Source organism: Halomicrobium mukohataei DSM 12286, assembly GCF_000023965.1.
Classification (GTDB): domain Archaea; phylum Halobacteriota; class Halobacteria; order Halobacteriales; family Haloarculaceae; genus Halomicrobium; species Halomicrobium mukohataei.
The window spans coordinates 1,340,989-1,362,589 of record NC_013202.1 but is presented as its reverse complement, the minus strand read 5'-3'; the positions used below and the strand labels follow the sequence as shown (position 1 = coordinate 1,362,589).

19 protein-coding genes and 1 pseudogene are annotated in these 21,601 nt (G+C 64.6%); 10 read left to right on the top strand and 10 right to left on the bottom strand.

The genetic code is table 11. The features are described from left to right. Positions 1 to 235: 235 nt before the first annotated feature. On the top strand, positions 236 to 1,681 hold the full coding sequence (locus HMUK_RS06850; protein ID WP_015762403.1) for a sulfatase: 1,446 nt from the start codon (positions 236 to 238) through the stop codon (positions 1,679 to 1,681). Between the two features lie 12 nt (positions 1,682 to 1,693). Here the strand turns inward: HMUK_RS06850 and HMUK_RS06845 are convergent, their stop codons facing one another. Further along, on the bottom strand, positions 1,694 to 2,827 hold the full coding sequence (locus HMUK_RS06845) for a glycosyltransferase family 4 protein (protein WP_015762402.1): 1,134 nt from the start codon (positions 2,825 to 2,827) through the stop codon (positions 1,694 to 1,696). Positions 2,828 to 2,974: 147 nt separating this feature from the next. Here HMUK_RS06845 and tgtA point away from each other — a divergent pair, with 147 nt between their 5' ends. Both tgtA and arcS read left to right on the top strand, forming a co-directional pair. Next, complete coding sequence (tgtA, locus tag HMUK_RS06840) at positions 2,975 to 4,444, top strand: tRNA guanosine(15) transglycosylase TgtA (protein ID WP_015762401.1); 1,470 nt, start codon at positions 2,975 to 2,977, stop codon at positions 4,442 to 4,444. Between the two features lie 92 nt (positions 4,445 to 4,536). After that, positions 4,537 to 6,309 (top strand): archaeosine synthase subunit alpha, encoded by a 1,773-nt coding sequence (gene arcS / locus HMUK_RS06835; protein WP_015762400.1) that lies wholly within the window; start codon positions 4,537 to 4,539, stop codon positions 6,307 to 6,309. Between the two features lie 14 nt (positions 6,310 to 6,323). Here arcS and HMUK_RS06830 read toward each other — a convergent pair whose 3' ends face one another. Together HMUK_RS06830 and aglF are read right to left on the bottom strand one after the other, a co-directional pair. Next, on the bottom strand, positions 6,324 to 7,310 hold the full coding sequence (locus tag HMUK_RS06830) for an SDR family oxidoreductase (RefSeq protein ID WP_015762399.1): 987 nt from the start codon (positions 7,308 to 7,310) through the stop codon (positions 6,324 to 6,326). Between the two features lie 41 nt (positions 7,311 to 7,351). Continuing rightward, positions 7,352 to 8,113: a UTP--glucose-1-phosphate uridylyltransferase AglF gene (aglF, locus tag HMUK_RS06825; RefSeq protein WP_015762398.1), complete on the bottom strand. Its 762-nt coding sequence runs from the start codon at positions 8,111 to 8,113 to the stop codon at positions 7,352 to 7,354. An 82-nt stretch (positions 8,114 to 8,195) separates the two neighbouring features. On the opposite strand from aglF, the gene aglM reads away from it, so the two are divergent. The 4 genes from aglM to HMUK_RS06805 all read left to right on the top strand — a co-directional run bounded on the left by aglM (position 8,196) and on the right by HMUK_RS06805 (position 12,457). Next, entirely contained in the window at positions 8,196 to 9,491 is a 1,296-nt protein-coding gene (aglM, locus tag HMUK_RS06820; protein ID WP_015762397.1) for a UDP-glucose 6-dehydrogenase AglM, read from the top strand. Positions 9,492 to 9,534: 43 nt separating this feature from the next. Further along, positions 9,535 to 9,975 (top strand): VanZ family protein, encoded by a 441-nt coding sequence (locus HMUK_RS06815; RefSeq protein ID WP_049940762.1) that lies wholly within the window; start codon positions 9,535 to 9,537, stop codon positions 9,973 to 9,975. Positions 9,976 to 10,012: 37 nt separating this feature from the next. Next, a complete protein-coding gene (locus tag HMUK_RS06810; protein WP_015762395.1) occupies positions 10,013 to 11,089 on the top strand; it encodes an archaeosine biosynthesis radical SAM protein RaSEA in 1,077 nt (358 codons plus the stop codon). Positions 11,090 to 11,719: 630 nt separating this feature from the next. Continuing rightward, a complete protein-coding gene (locus HMUK_RS06805; RefSeq protein WP_015762394.1) occupies positions 11,720 to 12,457 on the top strand; it encodes a DUF4013 domain-containing protein in 738 nt (245 codons plus the stop codon). 48 nt (positions 12,458 to 12,505) lie between these two features. On the opposite strand, the gene purQ is transcribed toward HMUK_RS06805, so the two are convergent. The 6 genes and pseudogenes from purQ to HMUK_RS17875 all read right to left on the bottom strand — a co-directional run. Further along, a complete protein-coding gene (gene purQ / locus HMUK_RS06800) occupies positions 12,506 to 13,186 on the bottom strand; it encodes a phosphoribosylformylglycinamidine synthase I (RefSeq protein WP_015762393.1) in 681 nt (226 codons plus the stop codon). Further along, positions 13,183 to 13,440 carry a phosphoribosylformylglycinamidine synthase subunit PurS gene (gene purS, locus HMUK_RS06795; protein WP_015762392.1) on the bottom strand — a complete coding sequence of 86 codons (258 nt, stop codon included), beginning with the start codon at positions 13,438 to 13,440 and terminating at the stop codon, positions 13,183 to 13,185. The genes purQ and purS overlap by 4 nt, the downstream gene beginning before the upstream one ends. A 77-nt stretch (positions 13,441 to 13,517) precedes the next feature. Beyond that, positions 13,518 to 14,171, bottom strand: coding sequence for a DUF7504 family protein (locus HMUK_RS06790; RefSeq protein ID WP_015762391.1), 654 nt, complete (start codon positions 14,169 to 14,171; stop codon positions 13,518 to 13,520). 220 nt (positions 14,172 to 14,391) lie between these two features. After that, positions 14,392 to 15,279: a hypothetical protein gene (locus HMUK_RS17120; RefSeq protein ID WP_015762390.1), complete on the bottom strand. Its 888-nt coding sequence runs from the start codon at positions 15,277 to 15,279 to the stop codon at positions 14,392 to 14,394. 62 nt (positions 15,280 to 15,341) lie between these two features. Beyond that, positions 15,342 to 16,247 carry a PKD domain-containing protein gene (locus HMUK_RS06785; RefSeq protein ID WP_240532189.1) on the bottom strand — a complete coding sequence of 302 codons (906 nt, stop codon included), beginning with the start codon at positions 16,245 to 16,247 and terminating at the stop codon, positions 15,342 to 15,344. Between the two features lie 9 nt (positions 16,248 to 16,256). Next, positions 16,257 to 16,544, bottom strand: a pseudogene (locus HMUK_RS17875) (PKD domain-containing protein); the annotation flags it as partial. A 183-nt stretch (positions 16,545 to 16,727) separates the two neighbouring features. Here HMUK_RS17875 and HMUK_RS06780 point away from each other — a divergent pair. After that, the gene (locus HMUK_RS06780; RefSeq protein ID WP_015762388.1) at positions 16,728 to 17,702 is read left to right on the top strand and encodes a formyltetrahydrofolate deformylase; all 975 of its coding nucleotides are present in this window, start codon (positions 16,728 to 16,730) and stop codon (positions 17,700 to 17,702) included. A gap of 171 nt (positions 17,703 to 17,873) precedes the next feature. Here HMUK_RS06780 and HMUK_RS06775 read toward each other — a convergent pair whose 3' ends face one another. Further along, positions 17,874 to 18,902 (bottom strand): phosphoribosylaminoimidazolesuccinocarboxamide synthase, encoded by a 1,029-nt coding sequence (locus tag HMUK_RS06775; RefSeq protein ID WP_015762387.1) that lies wholly within the window; start codon positions 18,900 to 18,902, stop codon positions 17,874 to 17,876. 106 nt (positions 18,903 to 19,008) lie between these two features. Between HMUK_RS06775 and HMUK_RS06770 the strand changes: the two genes are divergently transcribed. Together HMUK_RS06770 and cofH are read left to right on the top strand one after the other, a co-directional pair. Further along, positions 19,009 to 20,028 (top strand): sodium:calcium antiporter, encoded by a 1,020-nt coding sequence (locus HMUK_RS06770; protein WP_015762386.1) that lies wholly within the window; start codon positions 19,009 to 19,011, stop codon positions 20,026 to 20,028. A gap of 213 nt (positions 20,029 to 20,241) precedes the next feature. Continuing rightward, positions 20,242 to 21,597 (top strand): 7,8-didemethyl-8-hydroxy-5-deazariboflavin synthase subunit CofH, encoded by a 1,356-nt coding sequence (cofH, locus tag HMUK_RS06765; RefSeq protein ID WP_015762385.1) that lies wholly within the window; start codon positions 20,242 to 20,244, stop codon positions 21,595 to 21,597. Positions 21,598 to 21,601 lie beyond the last annotated feature (4 nt).

The window sequence follows — 21,601 nt, the reverse complement described above, 5'->3', positions numbered from 1 at the left end:
ACGGTGCCCCGGGCCGGCGTCACTGTCGATCCGCGTCGCGACGACGACGCTCGACGAACTCCTCGATTCGGCCCGCAAAGACGAACTGCGTGACGGGCGCACCGTGACCGGCGTGCTCTACTACGCGCTGTTCGAGCGCTCGTGAAGTCGGCGGGGACGCGAGGCAACCCCACCGTCTGAGACCCACGGCACTACACAGTGCTTTTTTACCGAGTCTTGGCTAGCTTCGTCCAAGATGTCGAATGTATTCGTAATTTCTTTTGATGCGTTGCGATACGATCACGTTTCGGCCACGAGAAACGGGACACAGACGACCCCGTTCCTCGACTCTATCAAGGAAGATGCGATCGAGTTCACACAGCACATCTCGACGGGTTCCGGGACATCAACGTCGTTTCCCGGTATTCACGCGAGCAGTCTCCCGTTAGATCACGGATACGCCGGACTGAACGAGAACCACGTCACCCTCGCCGAGGTTCTCTCCGATGCATCGATCCAGACGGTTGGTGTCACTGCCCAGACTTCCTGTTCCAGTATTTATGACTATGACCGTGGGTTCGAGGTGTTCGAGGACTGGGTCGACGACGACCAACAGACCGGCGAGAGTTTTCCGCGCCGCCTGAAATCGACGCTGGTCGATGGGATAGAGAACACACCGGTTCTCTCCCCGATCGCCTCGGAACTCAAATTGCAGTACGACGGGCTCAAAGACGTGTACGACACGCCAGCGTGTCCGTACCCCCGTGCCGAAGACGTGACCGATACGACCATCTCGTTAGTTGATCAGCACGTCGATACGACGGCGGACGCCTTCGTCTGGACCCACTACATGGAGCCCCACGCGCCGTACTATCCGCCCAGAGAAGATATCGAGCGGTTCCACGACGGCCGCTACGATGTCGGACGCATTCGACGGGTCGTCCGCAAGGCCAGGCGCGCGCGGCCCGACATTATCGACGGTTCGATGATTGAGGCTGTCTCCGAGACCGAAATCGAGGCCCTCCGGGATTTCTACGCGGCGGCAACACGGTACGTCGACCGCGAGGCCAAACGGTTGGTCGACGAGCTCGACGCCAGAGGACTGCTCGAAGACAGCGTTGTACTGTTCACTGCGGACCACGGCGAAGAGCTGTTCGACCGGGGGACGCTCGGCCACCGGACGAAAATGTACGACGAGCTGATACGAGTGCCGCTTTTGCTCTACGACAACTCCGGCCGGTACGCCGGTGAGACTTCCATCGACGCAGTGAGGAGTCACGTCGACATCGCGCCAACGATCGCCGACTGGTACGGCGTCGACCCCCCGGCGGAATGGCGGGGCGTTTCGCTGCTCGAACCCCTTCGTGATGAGACGGGACAGATAGACCGCGACTACGCAATTGCCGAACTGTGTCACACGCAGGGGCTCGGAGGAGACGTGACGCTAGAGACGCTGGTCGCCGCTGTTCGGTCGAAGCGCTGGAAATACATCCGGAATCGCCAGCTCGACACAGAGCACCTGTACGATCTCCGGACGGATCCCGACGAGCAGCACAACATCGCCGCCGACCACGGCGATATCGTCGCAGAACTGAGCACGGTTCTGAACGATCGACTGGAGGGCGTCTCCGACACCGCACGAGATGTCGACCTGTCCAGCGATGTCGAGAAACAGCTCCGAGAGCTCGGCTACGTAGAGTAACGGCCAGTCGTCTCAGTTTCCGGTCCCACGACCGGACTGTGCGCGCTCGACGAGTTTGCGCAGCTTCTCGACCTGCTTGTCAGCGGCGAACCGCTCGACTCGCTCTCGCTGGGCCGCCCCACGATCGGTTGCCAGGGCCCGCTCGATGGCGTTGATCCAGGCGCGCTCGGACTCGACCGCGTCGACGATCTCGCCGGTCTCACCGACGACTTCGGGGAGGCCGCCACGGTTGCTCACCACGCAGGGGATGGCGCTGACCATCGCTTCGGCGGCCACTCGGCCGAACGGTTCCTCGTACCTCGACGGCACCACCACGAGCTTCGACTGCCCGTAGGCCTCTCGTACGTCGTCAGTCCACCCGTGCAGAGTCACGTTGTCGAGCCGTTGGGCACGGCGCTTCTCCGCGTCGGGGGAGACAGTGCCGACCAGCAGGAACTCCTCGTCGGGCAGCCGTTCGGCGATGTCGAGGAAGATATCGACGCCTTTGTCGGCCGATCTCGGATTCACCATCGTGATCTTCCCGTCGGGATCGGACGTGACCCGGTAGTCGGATAGCGTGATCGGGGGATAGATAACCGTGCTGTCGACCCCAAACCGCTCTCGTACTCTCTCTGCGGTGAAATCGCTGTTGGTTACGACGACATCCGCCGTCTCGAGGGCCCGCCGATACGCTCGAACGTTTCGAGCGAGGAACGGAAACTGGACGCGCCCGCCCAAATCGGTGCGGGCAAAGTTCTCGACGGCGTCGTCGCGCGGATCGAACTTCTCCGTGCCGGTGACCTGCAAACTCCTCAGAAAGAATATCGAAGGCGTGTCCGTCTCGGCAGCGATCTGTACCGTCGCTGGCGCGATTTCTCCCTGTGTGATCACCACGTCGTGCTCGTTCGCTTCGAATCGCTCCCGCACCCCGTTTCGCCACTGCCATCGATAGAGGACCTGGTTCGTCCAAACGAACGTCGGTATCTGTCTGGGGGACACCGTCTGTCTACTGTCGACGAAGTCGGGGACCGCTTCGTCCTGATGGACCGTATCGTAGATACTGAAAGAGTAGGCGTCAGGCAGCCCGTCGAGCAACGTGTGGAGCGAGACGCGTGCTCCCGAAGCGGATCGCTTTCCGAATTTGTCGTAGGCGACAGCGATATCCATAGCCCCACTACCGGCGGTGCATTTTTGTACGTTCCGACGGCCCGACGGCTCGGTGACACGCTGGCTCGGGCAAGCAGCGGACCGGCGACTGCTGACTGACTATCACGGAACGCAACCCTTAGGCACGCGCTCGTCCCACTGCGGGTAATGCGAGACCACTTCGAAGTCGGCCGGTACGACGCGGCCGGCCGTCTGGGCGAGCTGACGGTGCCCCGGGCCGGCGTCACCGTCGAGACGCCCGCACTCCTGCCCGTCGTCAACCCCCACGTCCAGACGATCGAGCCGTCCACGCTGGCGTCTGAGTTCGGCGCGGAGATCCTCATCACGAACAGCTACATCCTCCACCAGAGCGACGACCTCCGCGAGCCGGCCGAACGGCAGGGCCTCCACGAGCTGCTCGATTTCCCCGGCGCGATCATGACCGACTCCGGCTCCTTCCAGCTGGCCGAGTACGGCGAGATCGACGTGACGACCGAGGAGATCCTGGCCTTCCAGCGAGAGATCGGGAGCGACATCGGGACGCCCGTCGACATCCCGACGCCGCCGGACGTGGCGCGCGAGCGGGCCGAATCGGAGCTGGCGACGACCCAGGAGCGCCTGGAGATCGCCGACGGCGTCGACACCGGCGAGATGCTCACGACCGCGCCGATCCAGGGCTCGACCTATCCCGACCTGCGCGAGCGGGCGGCCGAGCACGCACACGGGACCGACCTCGACGTGTTCCCGGTCGGCGCGGTCGTGCCGCTGATGAACGAGTACCGCTACGACGACCTGGCGGACGTGGTCGCGGCCTGCAAGCGCGGGCTCGGCGAGGACGCACCGGTCCACCTGTTCGGGGCCGGCCACCCCATGATGTTCGCGATGGCCGTCGCGCTTGGCTGTGACCTGTTCGACTCGGCGGCGTACGCGCTGTACGCTCGCGACGGCCGGTATCTCACCGTTCGGGGCACCGAGCACCTCGACGACATGGACTACTTCCCCTGCTCGTGTCCCGTCTGTGTCGAGTACGAGCCCGCCGACCTCAGGGCGATGGACGACCAGCGCGGCGAGGACCTGCTGGCCCGCCACAACCTCCACGTCACCTACGGCGAGATCCGGACGATCAAGCAGGCGATCAGAGACGGGGATCTCATGGAACTGGTCGACTCGCGGGCCCGTGCACATCCGACGATGCTCGACGGCTACCGGACGCTACTGGACCACGCCGAGCAGCTGGAAACGACCGATCGGATCGCCAAGGACACCGTCTTCCACACGTCGACGGAGAGCGCGCGCCGCCCCGAGGTCGTGCGCCACCACCAGCGGCTCGACCGCTTCGACCTGTCGGGCTCGATCCTGCTCACCGAGGGCGAGCGCGACGAAGAGTACGACGAGAGCTGGCAGGTGACGCCCCCGTTTGGCCCCTATCCCAGAGAGATGAGCGACGCCTATCCCTTCACCGCCGAAGTCCCCGAGCGACTCTCCCCACAGGCCTACGAGACCGCCGCCGACGGCGTCGCCCGCCTGGCAGAGTGCAACCCCGACGCGACGGTCACGCTCGCGCAGTTCGAGTGGCCGGAGAGCGCGCTGGCTCGCGTGCCCGACTCGGTGACGGTTCGCCACCTCGGCGAGGACTAACCGGTATGCCGTGTCTGCAGTCCCGTCGTGTGGCGACTCGACGGCCGATGAGACTCGCAAGATAGTTGGGTCCCCGTAGCCGATACAGGGCCATGACCGACTACTTCGAGGTTCACGAGCGCGACGGCGCGGCGCGGCTGGCCGAGTTGCGGCTGGCCGATCCGGTCACGACGCCCGCGGTCGTGGACGACCACCTCGCGGACGCCGGAAGCCTCTGGCCGACGGAGCGAGACGTGCCAGCGGGCGACGAGAGCGTCCTCACCGTCCTCCCGCACCGCGGCCTCCCCGGCGGCACGCCCGAGGAGGTCGCCGAGGCGTTCGCCGTCGACTATCCGGACGTGGACTATCCGAGCGCCGCCGTCGTCTCGACGGCGACGGCCGAGGACCACGGCGCGGACGCGTACGTCCTCTCGGAGGCCGCCGGGCTCGTCGGCCACGCCGAAGCGTTCGTCGAGGCCGTTATCGAGACACGCGAAGCGATGCCGGACGACACCGCTCTGATGCTGTCGGGCGTCGCGACGCCGCGCAACGTCGCCACGCTGGTCTACGCTGGCGTCGACCTCGTCGATCGGGACCGGGCCGTCGTCCGGGGGACACAGGGGCGATACCTGACGACCGACGACGCCTACTTCCTGGAAGACCTCGACGAACTGCCCTGCTCGTGTCCGGCCTGCCGCAAGCCCCGCGAGGAGTTCGACCGACAGGACTGTGTCGACCACAACGTCAACGCGCTGGAAGCGGAGCTGGCCCGGGTCCGCCGACGGATTCGAGACGGCCGGCTGCGTGACTACGTCGAGGGCCAGGCCCGCCAGGACCAGTGGCTGACGGCGACGGTGCGGCGGCTCGACCAGCAGTACGCCTACCTCGAACGACACACGCCGATCTACCGACGCGAGGAGATCACCGCCGCGACCGAAGACACGATGCGCCGGGTCGAGATCCAGCGGTTCGCACAGCGGGTCACCGAGCGGTACCGGCCCCGCTTCGACGAGCAGCCCCTCGTCATCGTCCCCTGCTCGGCGCGCAAGCCCTACAGCGACTCACAGAGCCACGAGCAGTACCACCGGGCGATCCAGTTCCGTGGCCACATGGCGTCGATGACGTCGCCGATCGGCGTCGTCCCACAGGAACTGGAGCTCACCTATCCGGCCCAGCACTACGACTCCGTCGTGACCGGGCGGTGGAGCGCCAACGAGATCGAGTTCGTGGCCGACGTGCTCGAAGGCTACCTCGACGGCACCGACTACCCCGAAGTGATCGTCCACGTCCCCGGCGAGGGGTACCGCGAGATCTGCGAGCGCGTCGAGGAGCGCCTCGACCAGTCTTTCACCTACACCGTCGAAGACCACCCGACGACGGCGGACTCGCTGGCGAACCTCGCCGGGGCGCTGGAGGGGTACCCGAAGTACCGCAAGCGCGAGCGCCAGCACAACACGCTTCGGGCAGTGGCGGACTACCAGTTCGGGGCCGGTGCGGGCGACGAGATCTTCGGCGACACGCTCACCGCGGAGGGGACGTACCCCCAGCTACGGGCCCACGGCGAACGGACCGACGGCGGCCAGGGCGAACAGCTGGCGGCGCTGACCCAGCAGTACGGCGTCCTCGGGCTCACGATCGCGGGAGCCCGACGGTGGGTCGACTCGGACGTGTCGGTAAAGCGCGTCGCGATCGACGACTTCGTGCCACACGGCTCCGTGCTCGCGCCGGGCGTCGTGGACGCGGCCGACGAGATCCGCGTCGGCGACGAGGTCGTGATCGAGGGGCCGTCGGCCTTCGGCGTCGGTCGCGCGACGATGCCCGGCCCGGCGATGGACGAGGCCACCCGCGGGATCGCCTGCCAGGTGCGCCACGTCGAAGAACAGTAGCAGTGCCGTGACCGTCAGGAGTTGCGGACCAGCGGCTCGTACCACTCGCGGTTCTCGCGGTACCAGTCGATGAAGGCAGAGACGCCCTCACGGATCGTGTACTCGGGCTCGTAGCCCAGCAGCTCCGCGGCCCGCTCGGTGCTGGCGTGGGTGTGCTCGGCGTCGGCGTCGTGGCGGTCCTCGTAGACCAGATCGAGATCGGGCGCGAGCTGGTCGCGGATCTCCTCGGCCAGCGTCTCGATCTCGATGTTGTCCGTCGAGCCGACGTTGATCGCCTCGCCGTCGGCCGCGTCGGTGTCCAGCAGTGCGACGTTCGCCTCGACCACGTCCTCGACGAAGGTGAAGTCTCTCGTCTGGCTCCCGTCGCCGTAGACGACGGGGGATCGGCCGTCGAGACAGCGCGAAACGAAGTTCGAGATCGCCATGTTCGGGCGCATCCGCGGCCCGTAGACGGTGAAATAGCGCAGCGCGACCGCCGACAGGTCGTACACCTCGCTGTAGGCACAGACGTACCGCTCGGCCGCGAGCTTGGACGCCCCGTAGGGACTGACCGGCGTCGTCGGATGCTCCTCGTCGTAGGGCAGGTACCGCGGTTTGCCGTACACCGACGACGAGGACGCCATCACGAACCGCTCGATACCGGTCTCGCGGGCGGCGTCCAGTAAGTTCAGCGTCCCGTCGACGTTGACCTCGTCGTACTTGCGCGGGTTCTCGACGCTCTGACGGACACCGGCCTGTGCTGCCTGGTGGTAGACGTAGTCGGCGTCAGCGACCAGCTCCGAGACGAGGTCGGCGTCGCGCACGTCGCCCTCGACCAGTTCGTAGCGACCGTCGCCCGACGACGCGTGCTCGCGACACCGCTCGATCGTGTGCCGTTTGATGTCCACGTCGTAGAACGGATCGAGGTTGTCCAGCGCGACCACATCGTGCCCGTCGACGACGAACCGCTCGGCGATGTGACCGCCGATGAATCCCGCACCGCCGGTGACGAGAATCTTCATTGTCAGAGTCGGGACGGGCTGTCAGTAAAAATCCGTCGGGACTACTCCGCGCCGTCGACTGCCTGCACGGCCTCATCGTCGTCGACTTCGGCACCGCCCGTGAGTCGTTTCTCGGCGGCGTCTCTGTCCTCCGGATAGCCGATGTCGGTGCGCCAGCCGTCCATCCGGATGGCGTCGATGGTCCGCCCGGAGTGCAACAGGAGGTCGATCGCGTCGCTGATCTCGTACTCGTCGCGGTTGGAGGGCTGGACGAGGTGACACGCGTGGAAGATCGCCGGTGTGAACGTGTAGAACCCGGTCATCACGAGGTTCGACGGCGGATCGTCGGGCTTCTCGACGACCTCCTCGATCTCGCCGTACTTGTTGGTGTCACAGACCCCGTAGCGAGAGGCCTCCTCCCACGGCACTTCCTCGACGAGGAAGGCGGCGTCTGCCCGCTCCTCTCGCTGGCGGTTGATCACGTCCCGGAGGTTCGCCTGGAAGATGTTGTCGCCGAGCATCAGCATGAAGTCGTCGTCGATGTGCTCCTCGACGGTCAGCAGGGCGTGGGCCAGCCCCTTCTGGTCGCGCTGGTGGGCGTACGTGATCGGGACGCCCTCGAACTCGTCCTCGAAGTGGTTGATGATGACCTGTTTCTTGTAGCCGACGACGACGAGCAGTTCGTCGGCACCGAGCTCGATCAGTTGCTCGAAGCAGTGAGTGAGAATCGGCTTGCCGGCGACTTCGACCATTCCTTTGGGCTTGTCTTCGGTCAGCGGGCGGAGCCGGGTGCCTTCCCCGGCGGCGAGGACGACAGCTTTCATACGTTCCCATTCACCAGTCAGTCAGCTAAAGGCTATCGGTCGAACAGAATCCTCAAGTCCAGTCCCGGACAACTGGCGGCCAATGAACGTCAGCATCGTCGGCAGCGGGTACGTTGGGACGACGCTCGCGGCCTGCCTGGCCGACCTCGGACACGACGTGGTCAACGTCGACATCGACGAATCGACCGTCGCCGCGATCAACGACGGCGACGCGCCGATCCACGAACCCGGTCTTGCAGAGCGCATCGAGCGCCACGCGGGCGACCGCCTGCGGGCGACGACCGACTACGCGGCCGTCCGCGAGACCGACGCGACGTTCCTGGCGCTGCCGACGCCCGCCAACGACGACGGGAGCAACGACCTCTCGATCATGGAGGCGGGCGCGCGCTCGCTGGGCGAGGTGCTGCCGTCCGACGGCGACCACCTCGTGATCGTCAAGAGCACGGTGATCCCGGGCAGCACCGAAGCGGTCGTCACACCGGCCATCGAGGAAGCCGGCGACCTCGCGGTCGGCGAAGACTTCCGGATCGCGATGAACCCCGAGTTCCTCCGGATGGGGACCGCCGTCGCGGACTTCATGGACCCGGACAAGATCGTCTTCGGCGCGACCGACGAGCGGGCCTACGAGACGCTCGATCGGCTCTACGAGCCACTGGTCGAGGAGACCGGAGCCCCGGTCGTCCGCACCGGCCTCCGTGAGGCCGAGATGATCAAGTACGCCAACAACTCCTTCCTCGCGACGAAGGTGAGCCTCATCAACGAACTCGGGAACATCTGCAAGGAGTACGGCGTCGACGCCTACGAGGTCGCCGACGCGATCGGACTCGACGACCGCATCGGCGAGCGATTCCTCCGGTCGGGACTGGGATGGGGAGGAAGCTGCTTTCCGAAAGACGTGGCCGCGCTCATCGCCGCCGCCGAGGACGCCGACTACGACCCCGAGTTGCTGAAGGCCGGCGTCAACGTCAACGACCGCCAGCCAGAACGCTTGCTCTCCCTGCTCGACGACCACGTCGACGTGGCGGGCAAACAGGTAGCCGTGCTGGGACTGTCCTTCAAACCCGGCACGGACGACGTTCGCGGGACGCGTGCGATCCCGGTCATCGAGGGACTCCACGAGCGAGGTGCCGACGTGGTCGCCTACGATCCCGTCGCCGTCGAGAGCTTCCGCGAGTACGCGCCCGATGTCGATTTCGTCGCCGCCGATTCCGCGGCGGACGCTCTGACGGGCGCTCACGGTGCCGTGGTCGTCACGGACTGGGACGAGTTCGCCGCGCTCGACGACGAGTTCGACGAGATGGCGACACCGGTCGTCGTCGACGGCCGCCACGTCGTCGAGCGCCGCGACGGCATCACCTACGAAGGACTGACGTGGTGAGAGCACAGCAAGACCTTTTGCGCGTCGCCGGCCAGTCGTCGGTGTGTCACGTCGCCTCCCACTCGTCCCCAACTGGGTGCGCTGGCTGATCGTCGGGTGCGTCGCAGCCGTGATCCTGATCGTCTCGGTGCTTCGTCCAGGCTCAGCCAGCCGGATAACGGGTCCCCTCGGCGTGTTCGGGATCGACAAGTACCTCCATGTCCTGGCATACGGCGGCCTCGCGACGGTGCTTGCCTACGCGCTGGCAGAGTGGGAGCCACGGAGGGCCGGTGTTGCAGTGTTCGTCCTCGCGGTGGCCTTTGGCTTCGTGGTCGAACTCGTCCAGTTGCCACTGGCGTACCGGCAGTTCAGTCGTCTCGACCTGCTCGCAAACGCCGTCGGTGCGTCCGTGATCGCCGCGAGCTGGGGCGTCGTCGCGGCCCGACTGCGCTTCGAACGGATCACGGCCGAGGCGACTGGATTCCCGTCAGACGGCGACCCGTAGCGAAGCCGCTTTACGCACAGCCCCGTTTTGCCCGACAATGAGCACGCCCACGCCCGAAGTCTACGAACAGGGGAAGGGCATGGACGCCCACAACAAGGTGATGCGCGAGGTCCGCTCGCGCAACGACGCGTCCTACGACCCCCGCGAACCGACCCGCGTCTGGCTCGACGAGGACAACACGCCCGACGGCGTCTACCAGAGCCTGACGATCATCCTCAACACCGGCGGCTGCCGGTGGGCCCGCGCCGGCGGCTGTACGATGTGTGGCTACGTCGCCGAGAGCGTCGACGGCGGCAGCGTCGCCCACGAGGACCTGATGGCCCAGATCCAGTACTGTCTCGATCACGAGGACGAAGAGGCCGACGAGAAGGCCGGGCTGATCAAGATCTACACCTCCGGCTCATTTCTCGACGAGCGGGAGGTCGGAGCCGAGACGCGCCGAGCGATCGCCGAGACGTTCGCCGACCGCGACCGAATCGTCGTCGAGTCCCTGCCCGACTTCGTCGACCGCGAGAAGGTCGCCGAGTTCGTCGACGCAGGACTGGAGACCGACATCGCGGTCGGCCTCGAAACGGCGACAGACCGCGTCCGCCGGGACTGCGTGAACAAGTACTTCGACTTTTCGGATTTCGAGGACGCGGCCGCACAGGCACAGGCCGCCGGTGGCGGCGTCAAGGCGTATCTCCTGATGAAACCGCCCTTCCTCACGGAGTCGGAGGCGATCGAAGACATGCAGCGCTCCGTGCGCAAGTGCGCCGACGTCGAGGGGTGTCACACCGTCTCGATGAACCCCTGTAACGTCCAGCGCTACACGATGGTCGAAGAGCTGTTTCACGACCAAGGATACCGGCCGCCGTGGCTCTGGTCGGTGTGCGAGGTGCTGGAGTCGACCGCCGACGAGGACGTGATCGTCGTCTCGGACCCCGTCGGCCACGGGAGCGACCGCGGCCCGCACAACTGCGGAGAGTGCGACGACCGCGCCCAGCGCGCCATCAAAGACTTCGACCTCCGCCAGGACCCGAGCGTCTTCGAGCAAGTCACCTGTGACTGCGAGGCGACCTGGGACGCCGTCGTCGAGCGCGAAGCGAGTTACTCGCTCCCCCTGGCCCGATAGCCGTACCCGGTCCCTGCCAGAAACTGTGAGAGTCGCTGGCTCGCTGGGCTGTAGAGAGTCCCAGTAGATATCTCCTTACACCCGTTTTCACTTTCACTCCGGTAACCCCGTCTTTTTATTCCTGGATCTCGTATCGACGGTTAGGGGTCAGGATCTTGTCACACGCTCCATGGCCCCTCGTTCCCATCCTCCGAGACGATACGCGTCCAGCCGAGAGTGTGGCGATCGGCTCGTGAGGAGCGAGCGTTCGGGTGCGTACGGCGGTGTTCAGATAAGAGATCGGTGCAGGCAGTCTGAAGCACCGAAAGCCCTCGTGCAGTTGCGGTCCCGCGACTCGCTGCGCGCGCTTCGCGTGCTTGCGTCGTCGGGGTTCCCGCAACTGCACTCGCCCTTTCATCCGCCAGGGTTTAGACCGGTAAACAGCCGAATCCTGGGGGATGAAAGGGCGAGGCGCGGTGGGCGGTTCTGCGGCGGCACTATCCGAACGCAGTGAGGATATCCGCCACAGAACCCCGGAGCGTGCCGAGGGCTTTCGGTGTCTACAACTCAGAAGATGCAGCGGCTTATCTGAACACTACCGTGCGTACATGCACAACTTATATACCGCCTCCATAGGACCCCCAATCATCTATGTTGGAAGATTCGATCAAGTATCAGTTGCAGGGAGACGATTGGCTCAAGCGTGTCGGGATCGGTGGGCTGGTCGTGATTCTCGGTATCTTCGTCGTACCGCTGTTTACCTTCCAGGGGTACATGCTCGAAGTCATGCGCCGAGTACTCGGCGGCGACACGGCGACGCCTCCCGAGTGGGACGAACTCGATCTGGTCGAGGCGACGGTCGACGGCCTCCGATACCTCCTCGTCGTGCTCCCGTACACGATCGGTGCGCTGCTCGTCGCGATGATTCCCGCTGCGATCGTCGCCGTCCTGGGTGTGGCCTCCGGAAACGAGGGACTGTTCTTCCTCGCAGTGTTGATCGCCGTGCTGTGCTACTTCCTGGGCCTGATTGCAGTTGCCGTCGCCGTGCCGGTCGCGACGGCGAACTTCGTCCGTAAGGACAGCGTCTCAGCGGCCTTCGATCTCGACGTCCTCAGGACGCTCGTGACCAACCGGACGATGCTGGTTGCCGTGTTGCTCGCCTTTGCCGTCAACATCATCGCCTCGGCCGTCGGGAGTGCCCTCGGCTTCACGATCATCGGCTTGCTGGCGGTCCCGTGGGTGCAGTTCGTCTTCCAGTCGGCGATCTTCTACGTCTGGGGCAGCGGCTTTGCCGACGCGTACGAAGAGGAGTACGGCGAACCGCCCCTCGATCGCGGCACCGACGTGAGTTCCGGAGACCCCAGCGCACCCGCAGAAGGGACGTTCTGAGCGCGGTCGCCTGCTCGATAGCAACCGTCCCCACGGCGGTTCGCCGGCCTACGCCTCCGCGAATCCGCGAAGGACGCCTTGGCCCTCGACGGCACCGATGTCGGGCAGCGAGACGCGCTCGGGGTGGGGCATCATGACGGCGACCGTGTCGTCCTCGCCCGTGATGCCGGCGACGTTGTGCTTCGACCCGTTCGGGTTCGCACCGTCGTGGACCGCGCCGCTCTCGTCGCAGTATTTGAACAGAATTCGGTCGTTGGCTTCGAGTGCTTCGAGTCGGTCGTCGTCGATCTCGAAACGGCCTTCGCCGTGAGCGATCGGGAACTCGACGACCTGACCTTCGTCGTAGGCGGCCGTCCACGGCGTGTCGGCGTTCTCGACGCGGAGGTGGACGTGCTCACACTGGAAGCGTGCGCTCCGATTCGTCGTGAACGCACCGGGCGTGAGCGACGACTCACAGCCGATCTGCGCACCGTTGCAGACGCCCAGTACCGGGACCCCCTCGGCCGCGACCTCGCGGACCTCTTGCATGATCGGCGACCGTGCCGCCATCGCACCCGCTCGCAGGTAATCGCCGTATGAGAACCCACCGGGGAGCATGACGCCCTCGACATCCTCCGGGAGTCCGTCCTCGTGCCACACGAGTTCGGCGTCGATCCCCAGATGAGACAGCGCCTGCACGGAGTCGCGGTCGCAGTTCGAACCGCCAAAGCGGACGACGGCGACGGTCATGCCTCGGCCCGCTCGACCGCCACCTCGTAGTCGTGGATGGTCGGGTTCGCCAGCAGCCGCTCTGCCATCTCACCGGCCCGTTCGGCAGCCTCGTCCTCGCTCTCGGCGACCAGATCGAGCTCGTAGCGGTCCGTCGATCGGAGCGCGTCGAGTTCGAACCCCAGCCGTTCGAGCGCTCGCTTGGTCGTCTCGGCTTCGGGGTCGAGGACGCCCCGCTTGAGCCTGACCGTCACGGTCGCGGTGTAGTCAGTCATTGGTGAACCGACGGTGGGGACCGGGCAAAACGCTTGTGTTCTCGCCCGTGCCGGCGCAGCCAGACTTCGACAGATCCCTACAGGGTCACGTCCAGCCAGCCGCCGGGCTGGCCGGACAGGCCCCGAACACGAAGCTGGTGCCCGGCGTCGCCCTCGCGGAGCTCGACTCTCCCGTCGAACGCCTGCGCGACGCTCCGAATCGTCCGTTCGTCGTGTGCTGCGGGATCGACGGCACAGACACCCAGTCCGTCCGCCGCTCTGACACGCCCGGCGACGGTGTGCAAAAACCGATACACTGGACGTACGTCGTCGGCGTACACGAGCAACGGACCCAGCGTGTACACACCCACCCGGACTCTCTGCAGTCCGTCGTCGTACAGTTGCTCGTACAGCGCGGAGAGCGACATACCGATCCCCGTCAGGTCGGCCGGCGTCGCGACACCGTGAACGCGGTCGCTCTCTGTCCCGTCGCTCTCGTGTGTACAGTCGACGAGACACATCTTCCCAGGGTCCGCGTCACCACCGACCGCCTCGAAGTCGGCGACGACCTCACTGGCGCTCACGTCCGCAGTCACGAGCAAGACTCCCTCGTCGGCCGGCCCAGACAGGAGACTCAGCGAAAGCTGCCGCAGGCCACCGAGCGACGGCCCTGTCACCAGCAGGTTCGTCCCGGCTGGAACCGGCTCCAGTGGCACTCCCTCGAACCCGTATCGCGCCTTCACCTGACTCATGTCGATCTCCAGCGACTCGCGCGTCGCTCCTGGTCCGTTCCCCGTCGGCGACTCGACTCGACCGCACCGCACTCTGGGCTGTCGAGTGGCTCACACCGCACTGTTCGGTGGTTGCTGGGACCGGCTGCCGACGTGGTTCGACCGCTCACGTACTCTTCTCGTCATCCCTCCGTGTTAGGCTTTATCGCCACGAATCGATTACTGATACCGAGGCGAGTCACTAGCCTCCGGTCGCAGTCGCCGTCTGGTTCGCTTCGTAATTCGGGTGTGCTGGGCCAGGTTTTGCGTGCTCGTAGAAGATAGCGTGGTAGCTAAAGCCACCCATAACATCTTTGGTAAATCTCCACGCCGACATGTACTCGACATAACTGGTCTGGTAGACTTCACCCTCCGGTGTGAGTACGACGAACTTCAGGTGTTTTGGGATTTGACTGACTGGATGTCTGTCTGACTCACGAAGGGATTCACTAAGTCCAGCATAGTGAACCATGGCATTTTTATTTTCTGACATCCATCTAGTCATATTTTTTGGGTTTGTTACCCAGTAGAACGTGGCTGACTCGTTGCTAGCGTTGACCGTGTAGCGGGTGCCAGTGAATCCATCAATATGCGTAATGTTTTCGTAGGCATCCATGAATTGGTCGTATCGGAAGCGACGAAGTTCAGTTTCGTTCGTAGAGTCTTCCTGATCATCGGTCGATGTCGTTTCGGTCTTCACAGGAGTGTCTTCCGGAGTCTGTGTCGGAGTTCTCGTTGCTGTTGGAGTGGAAGTCCGAGTCGGTGCTTCCGACTGGTTTGGAGTTATGGGTTCGGGCTGTGGCGTGGATGTCTCAGCCTGTTGCTCGTCACTCCCCCCAGACGCATTGAGGGTGTTGTCGATATCGACCGTAGACGTGAGAGCACCAACTCCCCCGACAAGCGAAAGCAAGAACGCGATGTAAAAAAGAGCGATCAGTCCGCTGATGGCACCTCCCCCTTTTTGTATACCAGGCATCGAGGCGAACTTGTCGGCGTACCCTCCAGCGTTCGTCCATACAGCAATAGGGACTGTGATTGGAAAAACGGCGAGAGCAAGAAGCCGAACAGCCGGATTCGAAACCATGTCCATCTCAGTCTTTGTTCCATTGGCATATAATAAAAATATTTTCCTGCAGATCCGGTGTTCTTACATCAGCAACTCAACAGATTGTGTCTGGCTGACGTAGGAGCATGCCCATTCACGGAGCGACATCCACCGGAACTCGACTGAGATTCCGTGTCCGAGCCAGTACTTTCGTCCGACTCCTCTTCTTGAGTACCAGATCCGTGATAGCCATTTCCCGTACGATACGGCGACCTAGATGAGACACTATCTGGGCTTTCAGAGGAGCTCTCTTCCGGTTCTGTAGATGTATCATCAGAATCAGTTTGAACAGTACTCGTCGGATCATCGTAGCGCCCCTCACGCTTATTTTCTTCATAAGTCGCACGCGTATCTTCCAGCGTGATCACTCCATCTTCGTTTTCACGTCGTAGTTCTTGGACCTGCTCGCCCGTCGCTACTGTCACGATCTCGCCCTGTTCACTGTTGTAGAGTTGAATACCGTCCTGAGATGCGCCGCCCGTCGGAACGACCATCGTCACGTCAGTGGGAGTCTCGTAGATCAGCGCCGTCGAAGAGCACATGCTTCCGATGCTTCCACCCATGTATACCCGGCGTTCGCCCTCGTCACAGCGGTCGCCCACCCTGGCGGCACTGGCAGTCGTGGGATCGACGGTGATCGTCGTCGTGTTGACGTAGCCCGCCTCGTCCGTCACGGCGGCGAGCAGTTCTGTCGACCCGGTTTCGGAGAACGTGTGGGTGAGCGTCGTCAGCGTCGTGGTGCCGTCGACCGTCGTGCTGTTGACGCGAGTGTCGTCGTGATAGAGCGACACGGAGCGAAGGGGGGCACCGTCGCTGGTCGCTTCGACGACGAAGGGCGTCGATTCGTCTGGAACGACTCTATTGGGTGCATCGAGCGTGAGCGTCGGGCCACGTGCCTCCTCGACGGTGACGTACAGCGTGTCGGTGGCCGTTGCGCCGTCGTCGTCGGTCACCGTCAGAGTGACCGACCAGCGCCCGGTTACGGTGGGCGTGAAGGTCGGCTGGAGGCAGTTCCGACACGACGGGGAGACGGTCGCGCCGTTCGGGTCCCGGATCGACCACTCGACGGACTGGATACGCCCGTCGGGATCGCGGGAGTTGGCGCCGTCGAGGTACACCGTCGTCCCGCTCGTGACCGTTTGATCGAGTCCCGCAGCGGCGGTCGGCGAAGCGTTGCCGGCCGCTGATACGGGAATCGTGAGCGCCGCGAGGAGTACCAAGAGTACCACGAGAGAGGGGAGTCGTCGCATCTAGGTGGGGCATGGTTTCGTCTCCGCATTTATAATTTCGTCTATCCGGGTAAAGAATGTTTGTCCCATCTGGTGGAAAGATTGGGTGGCGTTGGCCAGGGTTGGCGGCCAACACGAAGGCTTTTGGAGTGGCACGCCCGACGAACGGGCAATGATGAGCACGATCGTCACGAGGTGGTGGGCGTGACGCACGATCTGACGGAGATCACGGTCGTCGGCGACGACGACACGGGCCTGATCGCCGAGGTCACCAGTCTCCTGTTCGAGCGCAGCATCAACATCGAAGACCTGGACCAGGCGGTCCGAGAAGGCGTGTTCCGCATGACGATGCACGTCGACACCGGCGAGATGGTCTGTACGGAGGCGACGCTGCGAAACGACCTCCACGATCTGGGAGACGAACTCGGCGTCGACGTGCAGGTCCGATTCCCGGCCGACCGAGAGACGCAGTCGATCGCCGTCCTGGTCACCAAGGAGAGCCACTGTCTCGAAGCGCTGTTCGAGGCGTGGGCCAGCGGCAACCTCGGAGCCGACATCGATGTCGTGATCGGGAACCATCCGGACCTCCGGCCCCTCGCCGAGAAGTACGACGTTCCCTTCCACGACATCGGCGACGAGAAGGGGACTCCCGACGAGGGAGAGCTCCTGGACCTCCTCTCGGAGTACAACGCCGATCTGATCGTTCTCGCACGGTACATGCGCATTCTCAGCCCCGACGTGGTCTTCCGCTACGAGAGTCGGATCATCAACGTCCACCCGTCGCTGCTGCCTGCGTTCCCCGGCGCGTCGGCGTACATGCAAGCGATCGAGGAGGGCGTCCGGATTGCCGGCGTCACGGCCCACTACGTGACGACGGATCTCGACCAGGGACCGATCATCACCCAGCGGGCGTTCAACGTCCCCGACGACGCGACCGAAGAGCAACTCCAGCAGATCGGTCAGCCACTCGAAGCCGAGGCGCTGCTGGAGGCCATCAGACTCCACCTCGAAGACGAGGTGACGGTCCACCGCGGCCGGACGAAACTCCGGAACGCCGACGAGGTCGACGCCCAACTGGGCGCACCACGAGAGCTCGACGAACAGAATCCGGATCGGCCCATCGACGGACTTGGCGAGTTCGTTGCCGGCGAAGACGACGAGATCGAGGCCGACGACTGATACTACCGGCTGTAAATCTGCGAACGATTTCGCCACCCCGGGGTGGCGAAGATCTTCACGAAGTTACAGCCGGCAGTATGATACGGATTATCGTCGACCGGTAGATCGACCCAACGACTGCCTGCGGTCGACCGGACACACGGCCCCGATAGTGTGAAACGACGGCGCGCGTTACAGGTCGCGAGCGGCGGCGACCGCAGCGTCAAGCGACGGGGCGTCGAACACGTCGGCCGCTACGTAGGCGTTGGTCCCGGCACAGTAGAGGTCCCGAGCGACGCCGAGGACGTCCTCGTCGAGCGGTTCGGGCTGGCGATCACACAGCGACTTCCAGTCGGCGACGCCCTCCTCGTCCGCGCGGTCTTTGGCGTCGCCGACGGCCGCGACCCACTCGGACTGGGTTCGCTTGTGGTACTGGCGGACGACCTCCTTGGAGACCTGCTGGTCGTCGTAGGAAAAGCGGTTCTCGTCGAAGGTGCCGACCACGTCTGCGACCCGGATCTCGCCCTCGTAGTAGAGACACTCGATCTTGCCGTCCTCGTGGACGAGCCCGGCGTCTGCGGCCTGTTCGGTGACGACGTGGTTGACCGCGCGGGCGAGTTCGTCGAGACGGTCGATGTCGGCGCGGCCGGCGATCTCGTCGGCGTCGGCGGGATCGAGATAGCGGTCCTGCTCCTCGTATTTCGTCGAGTACTCGACGATCGGCTCGTCGAGTTCGACCACCTCGTCGGGCCAACTGTCGAGGTCGAGCCCGTGATCGCTGGGATCGGTCCGGCTCCGGAGCGAGGAGCCGACCGGCACGCGATTGCGGAAGACGATCTCCAGTGGAACGAGGTAGTTCTGGCCGGCCTCGGCGTGGTACGCGTCGTAGTCGTAGCTGCCTCCGTCGAAGGGCAGGTCGGGGACCTGGGTCAGCGAGATCGACATCTCGTCGGGAGCGACACCGGCCGCGAGCGCGTCGCCGAGTTCGACGACCTCGCCGTCGACGACGACGCCCTCGTAGTGGGTTGGCACGTGGTTCTCCTCTAGGAGTTCGAAGTTGAACGCACCCATCGTACACAGCGACGCCCCCTTGTCGGGAATCTCGTCGGGCATCTTGCCCCAGTCGAACACGGAGTAGTCGTCGGTGAACACGAACGAGCCACGGCCCAGCTGATCGGCGGTGGCCGGTTCGTCGACACGGAACTCCTTGACGCTCGTCATTACTGCCAGCGTCGGCGTGCCCGGACAAAGGCGTTTGCACTTCGTACCGTCGGGGCTCGGGCGGGCAACCAAACACCTAACTCCGGCCCGGCAGGACCGTCACTCGATGACTGGGGTTTTGCTGATCGACATCGGTATCATTCTGGCGGCGACGGTCGCGATCTGGAAGGGCAGCGGCTGGCTCGAAGCGGCCAGCGACGAACTCGCGACCTACTACGGCCTGCCCCTCGTCGTGCAGGGTGCAGTCATCGCCGCGATCGGCTCCAGCTTCCCGGAACTGGCGAGCGTCGTCGCCGCGGCGTTGCAGGGGTCGCTGTCGCTCGGTGTCGGTGCGATCGTCGGTTCGGCGATCTTCAACATCCTCGTGATCCCCGCGGTGTCTGCCATCGCCAAAGACGGCGAGATGGAGTCCAACCGGGCGCTGGTGTACAAAGAGGCCCAGTTTTACATGCTCGCGGTGTCGGTGCTCGTGATCACCTTCGCGATGGCCGTGATCTACTATCCGGTCGACGGCGAGACGCTGCTTGGCAACGTCACCCGACCGCTGGCGCTGATTCCCATCGGAATGTACGGGCTCTACGTCTTCATCCAGGTGCAAGACACGAACGACCACGAGGCCGACCCGAGCGAGGCAGCGGGGATCGACGCGGGTCGCCAGTGGGGATTCCTGCTGGCCGGCCTGCTGGTGATCCTCGTCGCCGTCCACTACCTCGTCCACTCCGTCGGCGTCATCGGCGCAGCACTGGGGGTTCCGGATTTCATCATGGGCGTGACGATCATCGCGGGAGCGACGAGCCTGCCGGACTCGCTCGTCAGCGTCCGCTCTGCGAGAGACGACAAGGCCGTCGCCTCGCTCGGCAACGTGCTCGGATCGAACACGTTCGATCTACTCGTCGCCATTCCCGTCGGCGTCCTCATCGTCGGCGAGGCGACGATCGACTTCGAGATGGCCGTCCCGATGTTCGGCATTCTCACGCTGGCGACGCTGTTGCTCTTTACCAGCCTCCGGACGGATATGGAGATGACGACCGCCGAAGCATACGCCTTGCTCGTCGCCTACGCCGCGTTCGTCGTGTGGGTCGTCCTGGAGACGGCGGGTGTGATCGTCGGCATCATCCCGAACTGATACGGACGGTTGTAGGAATTTACCGGTGAGCGTCTACCCCGTTGCGACGCTCACCGGTAAGCAACTACAACTTTCCGTATGATGCCGTCGACAGCGCGAGCCGACCTCTCGTGTAGTTGGGGTAGCCCCTCGTCTCGTCGACCGGACGAGTAACAACTGGCCAGATCCCCCGGTCCCGCCACGTTTTTGCTTGCCTGTGCCTATCGGTAGACGATGCCGGACGCCTTCGACACAGCGGCGAACGTCCCGCGGGGAGAGTTCGACTTCTCCCACCGCCCCGAGACGGACCAGGCCTTCGAGAACGCGCTGGCGAAGGCCCGCAACGGGACGCGACTGTCCGTCGAGGACGCGATCGAGCTCCTGACGACGGGCACCGACCGCTCGGGGATCGACCCGCGACGCAAGGAACTCGTCCTGGAAGCCGCGGATCGTCGCCGCGCCGAGGTCGTCGGCGAGGAAGTCACCTTCGTCGCGAACCTCAACAACAACGTGACGACGGCCTGTAACACGGGCTGTCAGTTCTGTAACTTCAAGGACCGATCCGAGCAGTTCCGCACGTCCTATCAGGACGATCACGGCGGGTTCACCAAGACGCCCGCACAGTCCCGCGAGATCGTCGCCGACGCCCTGGAGATGGGGATCTACGAGGTGACCTCCGTCTCGGGACTGCACCCCGCCTTCGCGCTCGACGAGGAACACCGCGAGATCCTCGCGGCCAGCGACCGCGGCGACCTGAACTATCGGCCGGCCGGCGAGTACGACACCGATCCGGGCACCTACTGCGAGCAGATCGAGGCGATGAGCGTCGGCGGCGTCCACCTCCACTCGATGACGCCCGAAGAGGCCTACCACGCCCGGCGGGGCACCGACTGGGACTACGAGGAGGTCTACGGACGACTGGCCGATGCCGGCCTCGACAGCGTCCCCGGAACGGCCGCCGAGATCCTCGTCGACGAGGTCCGGGACGTGATCTGTCCCGGCAAGATCGACAGCGGCGAGTGGATGGCGGCCATGGAGGCGGCCACGAGCGTCGGGCTGGACGTGACTGCGACGGTGATGTACGGCCACGTCGACAACGAGGCCCACCGGGCGCTCCACCTCGAACGGATCCGCGATCTGCAGGACCGCACGGGCGCGATCACGGAGTTCGTTCCGCTCTCTTTCGTCCACGAGGAGACGCCGCTGTACGAGGAAGGGCTGGTCTCTGGCGGCGCGACAGACGACGAGGACGAGCTCCTGATCGCCGTCTCGCGACTGTTCCTCGACAACGTCGAACACATCCAGACCTCGTGGGTCAAGTACGGCGACGCCAAGGGCCTGAAGATGCTGACCTGCGGGGCCGACGACTTCATGGGGACGATCCTCTCGGAAGAGATCACCAAGCGAGCCGGCGGCGACTACGGCGAGATGCGCACGTTCCGGGAGTACGTCGACATGATCACCGCCGTCGGCCGCGTGCCCGTCGAGCGGTCGACCGACTACCGCCAGCGTCGCCGGATCGACCCCGACGACCCGCCGTTCGGTCCCGAACTCGGGCCGAAGGCGGACGGCACTCCGATGCTCGAGTAGGGGT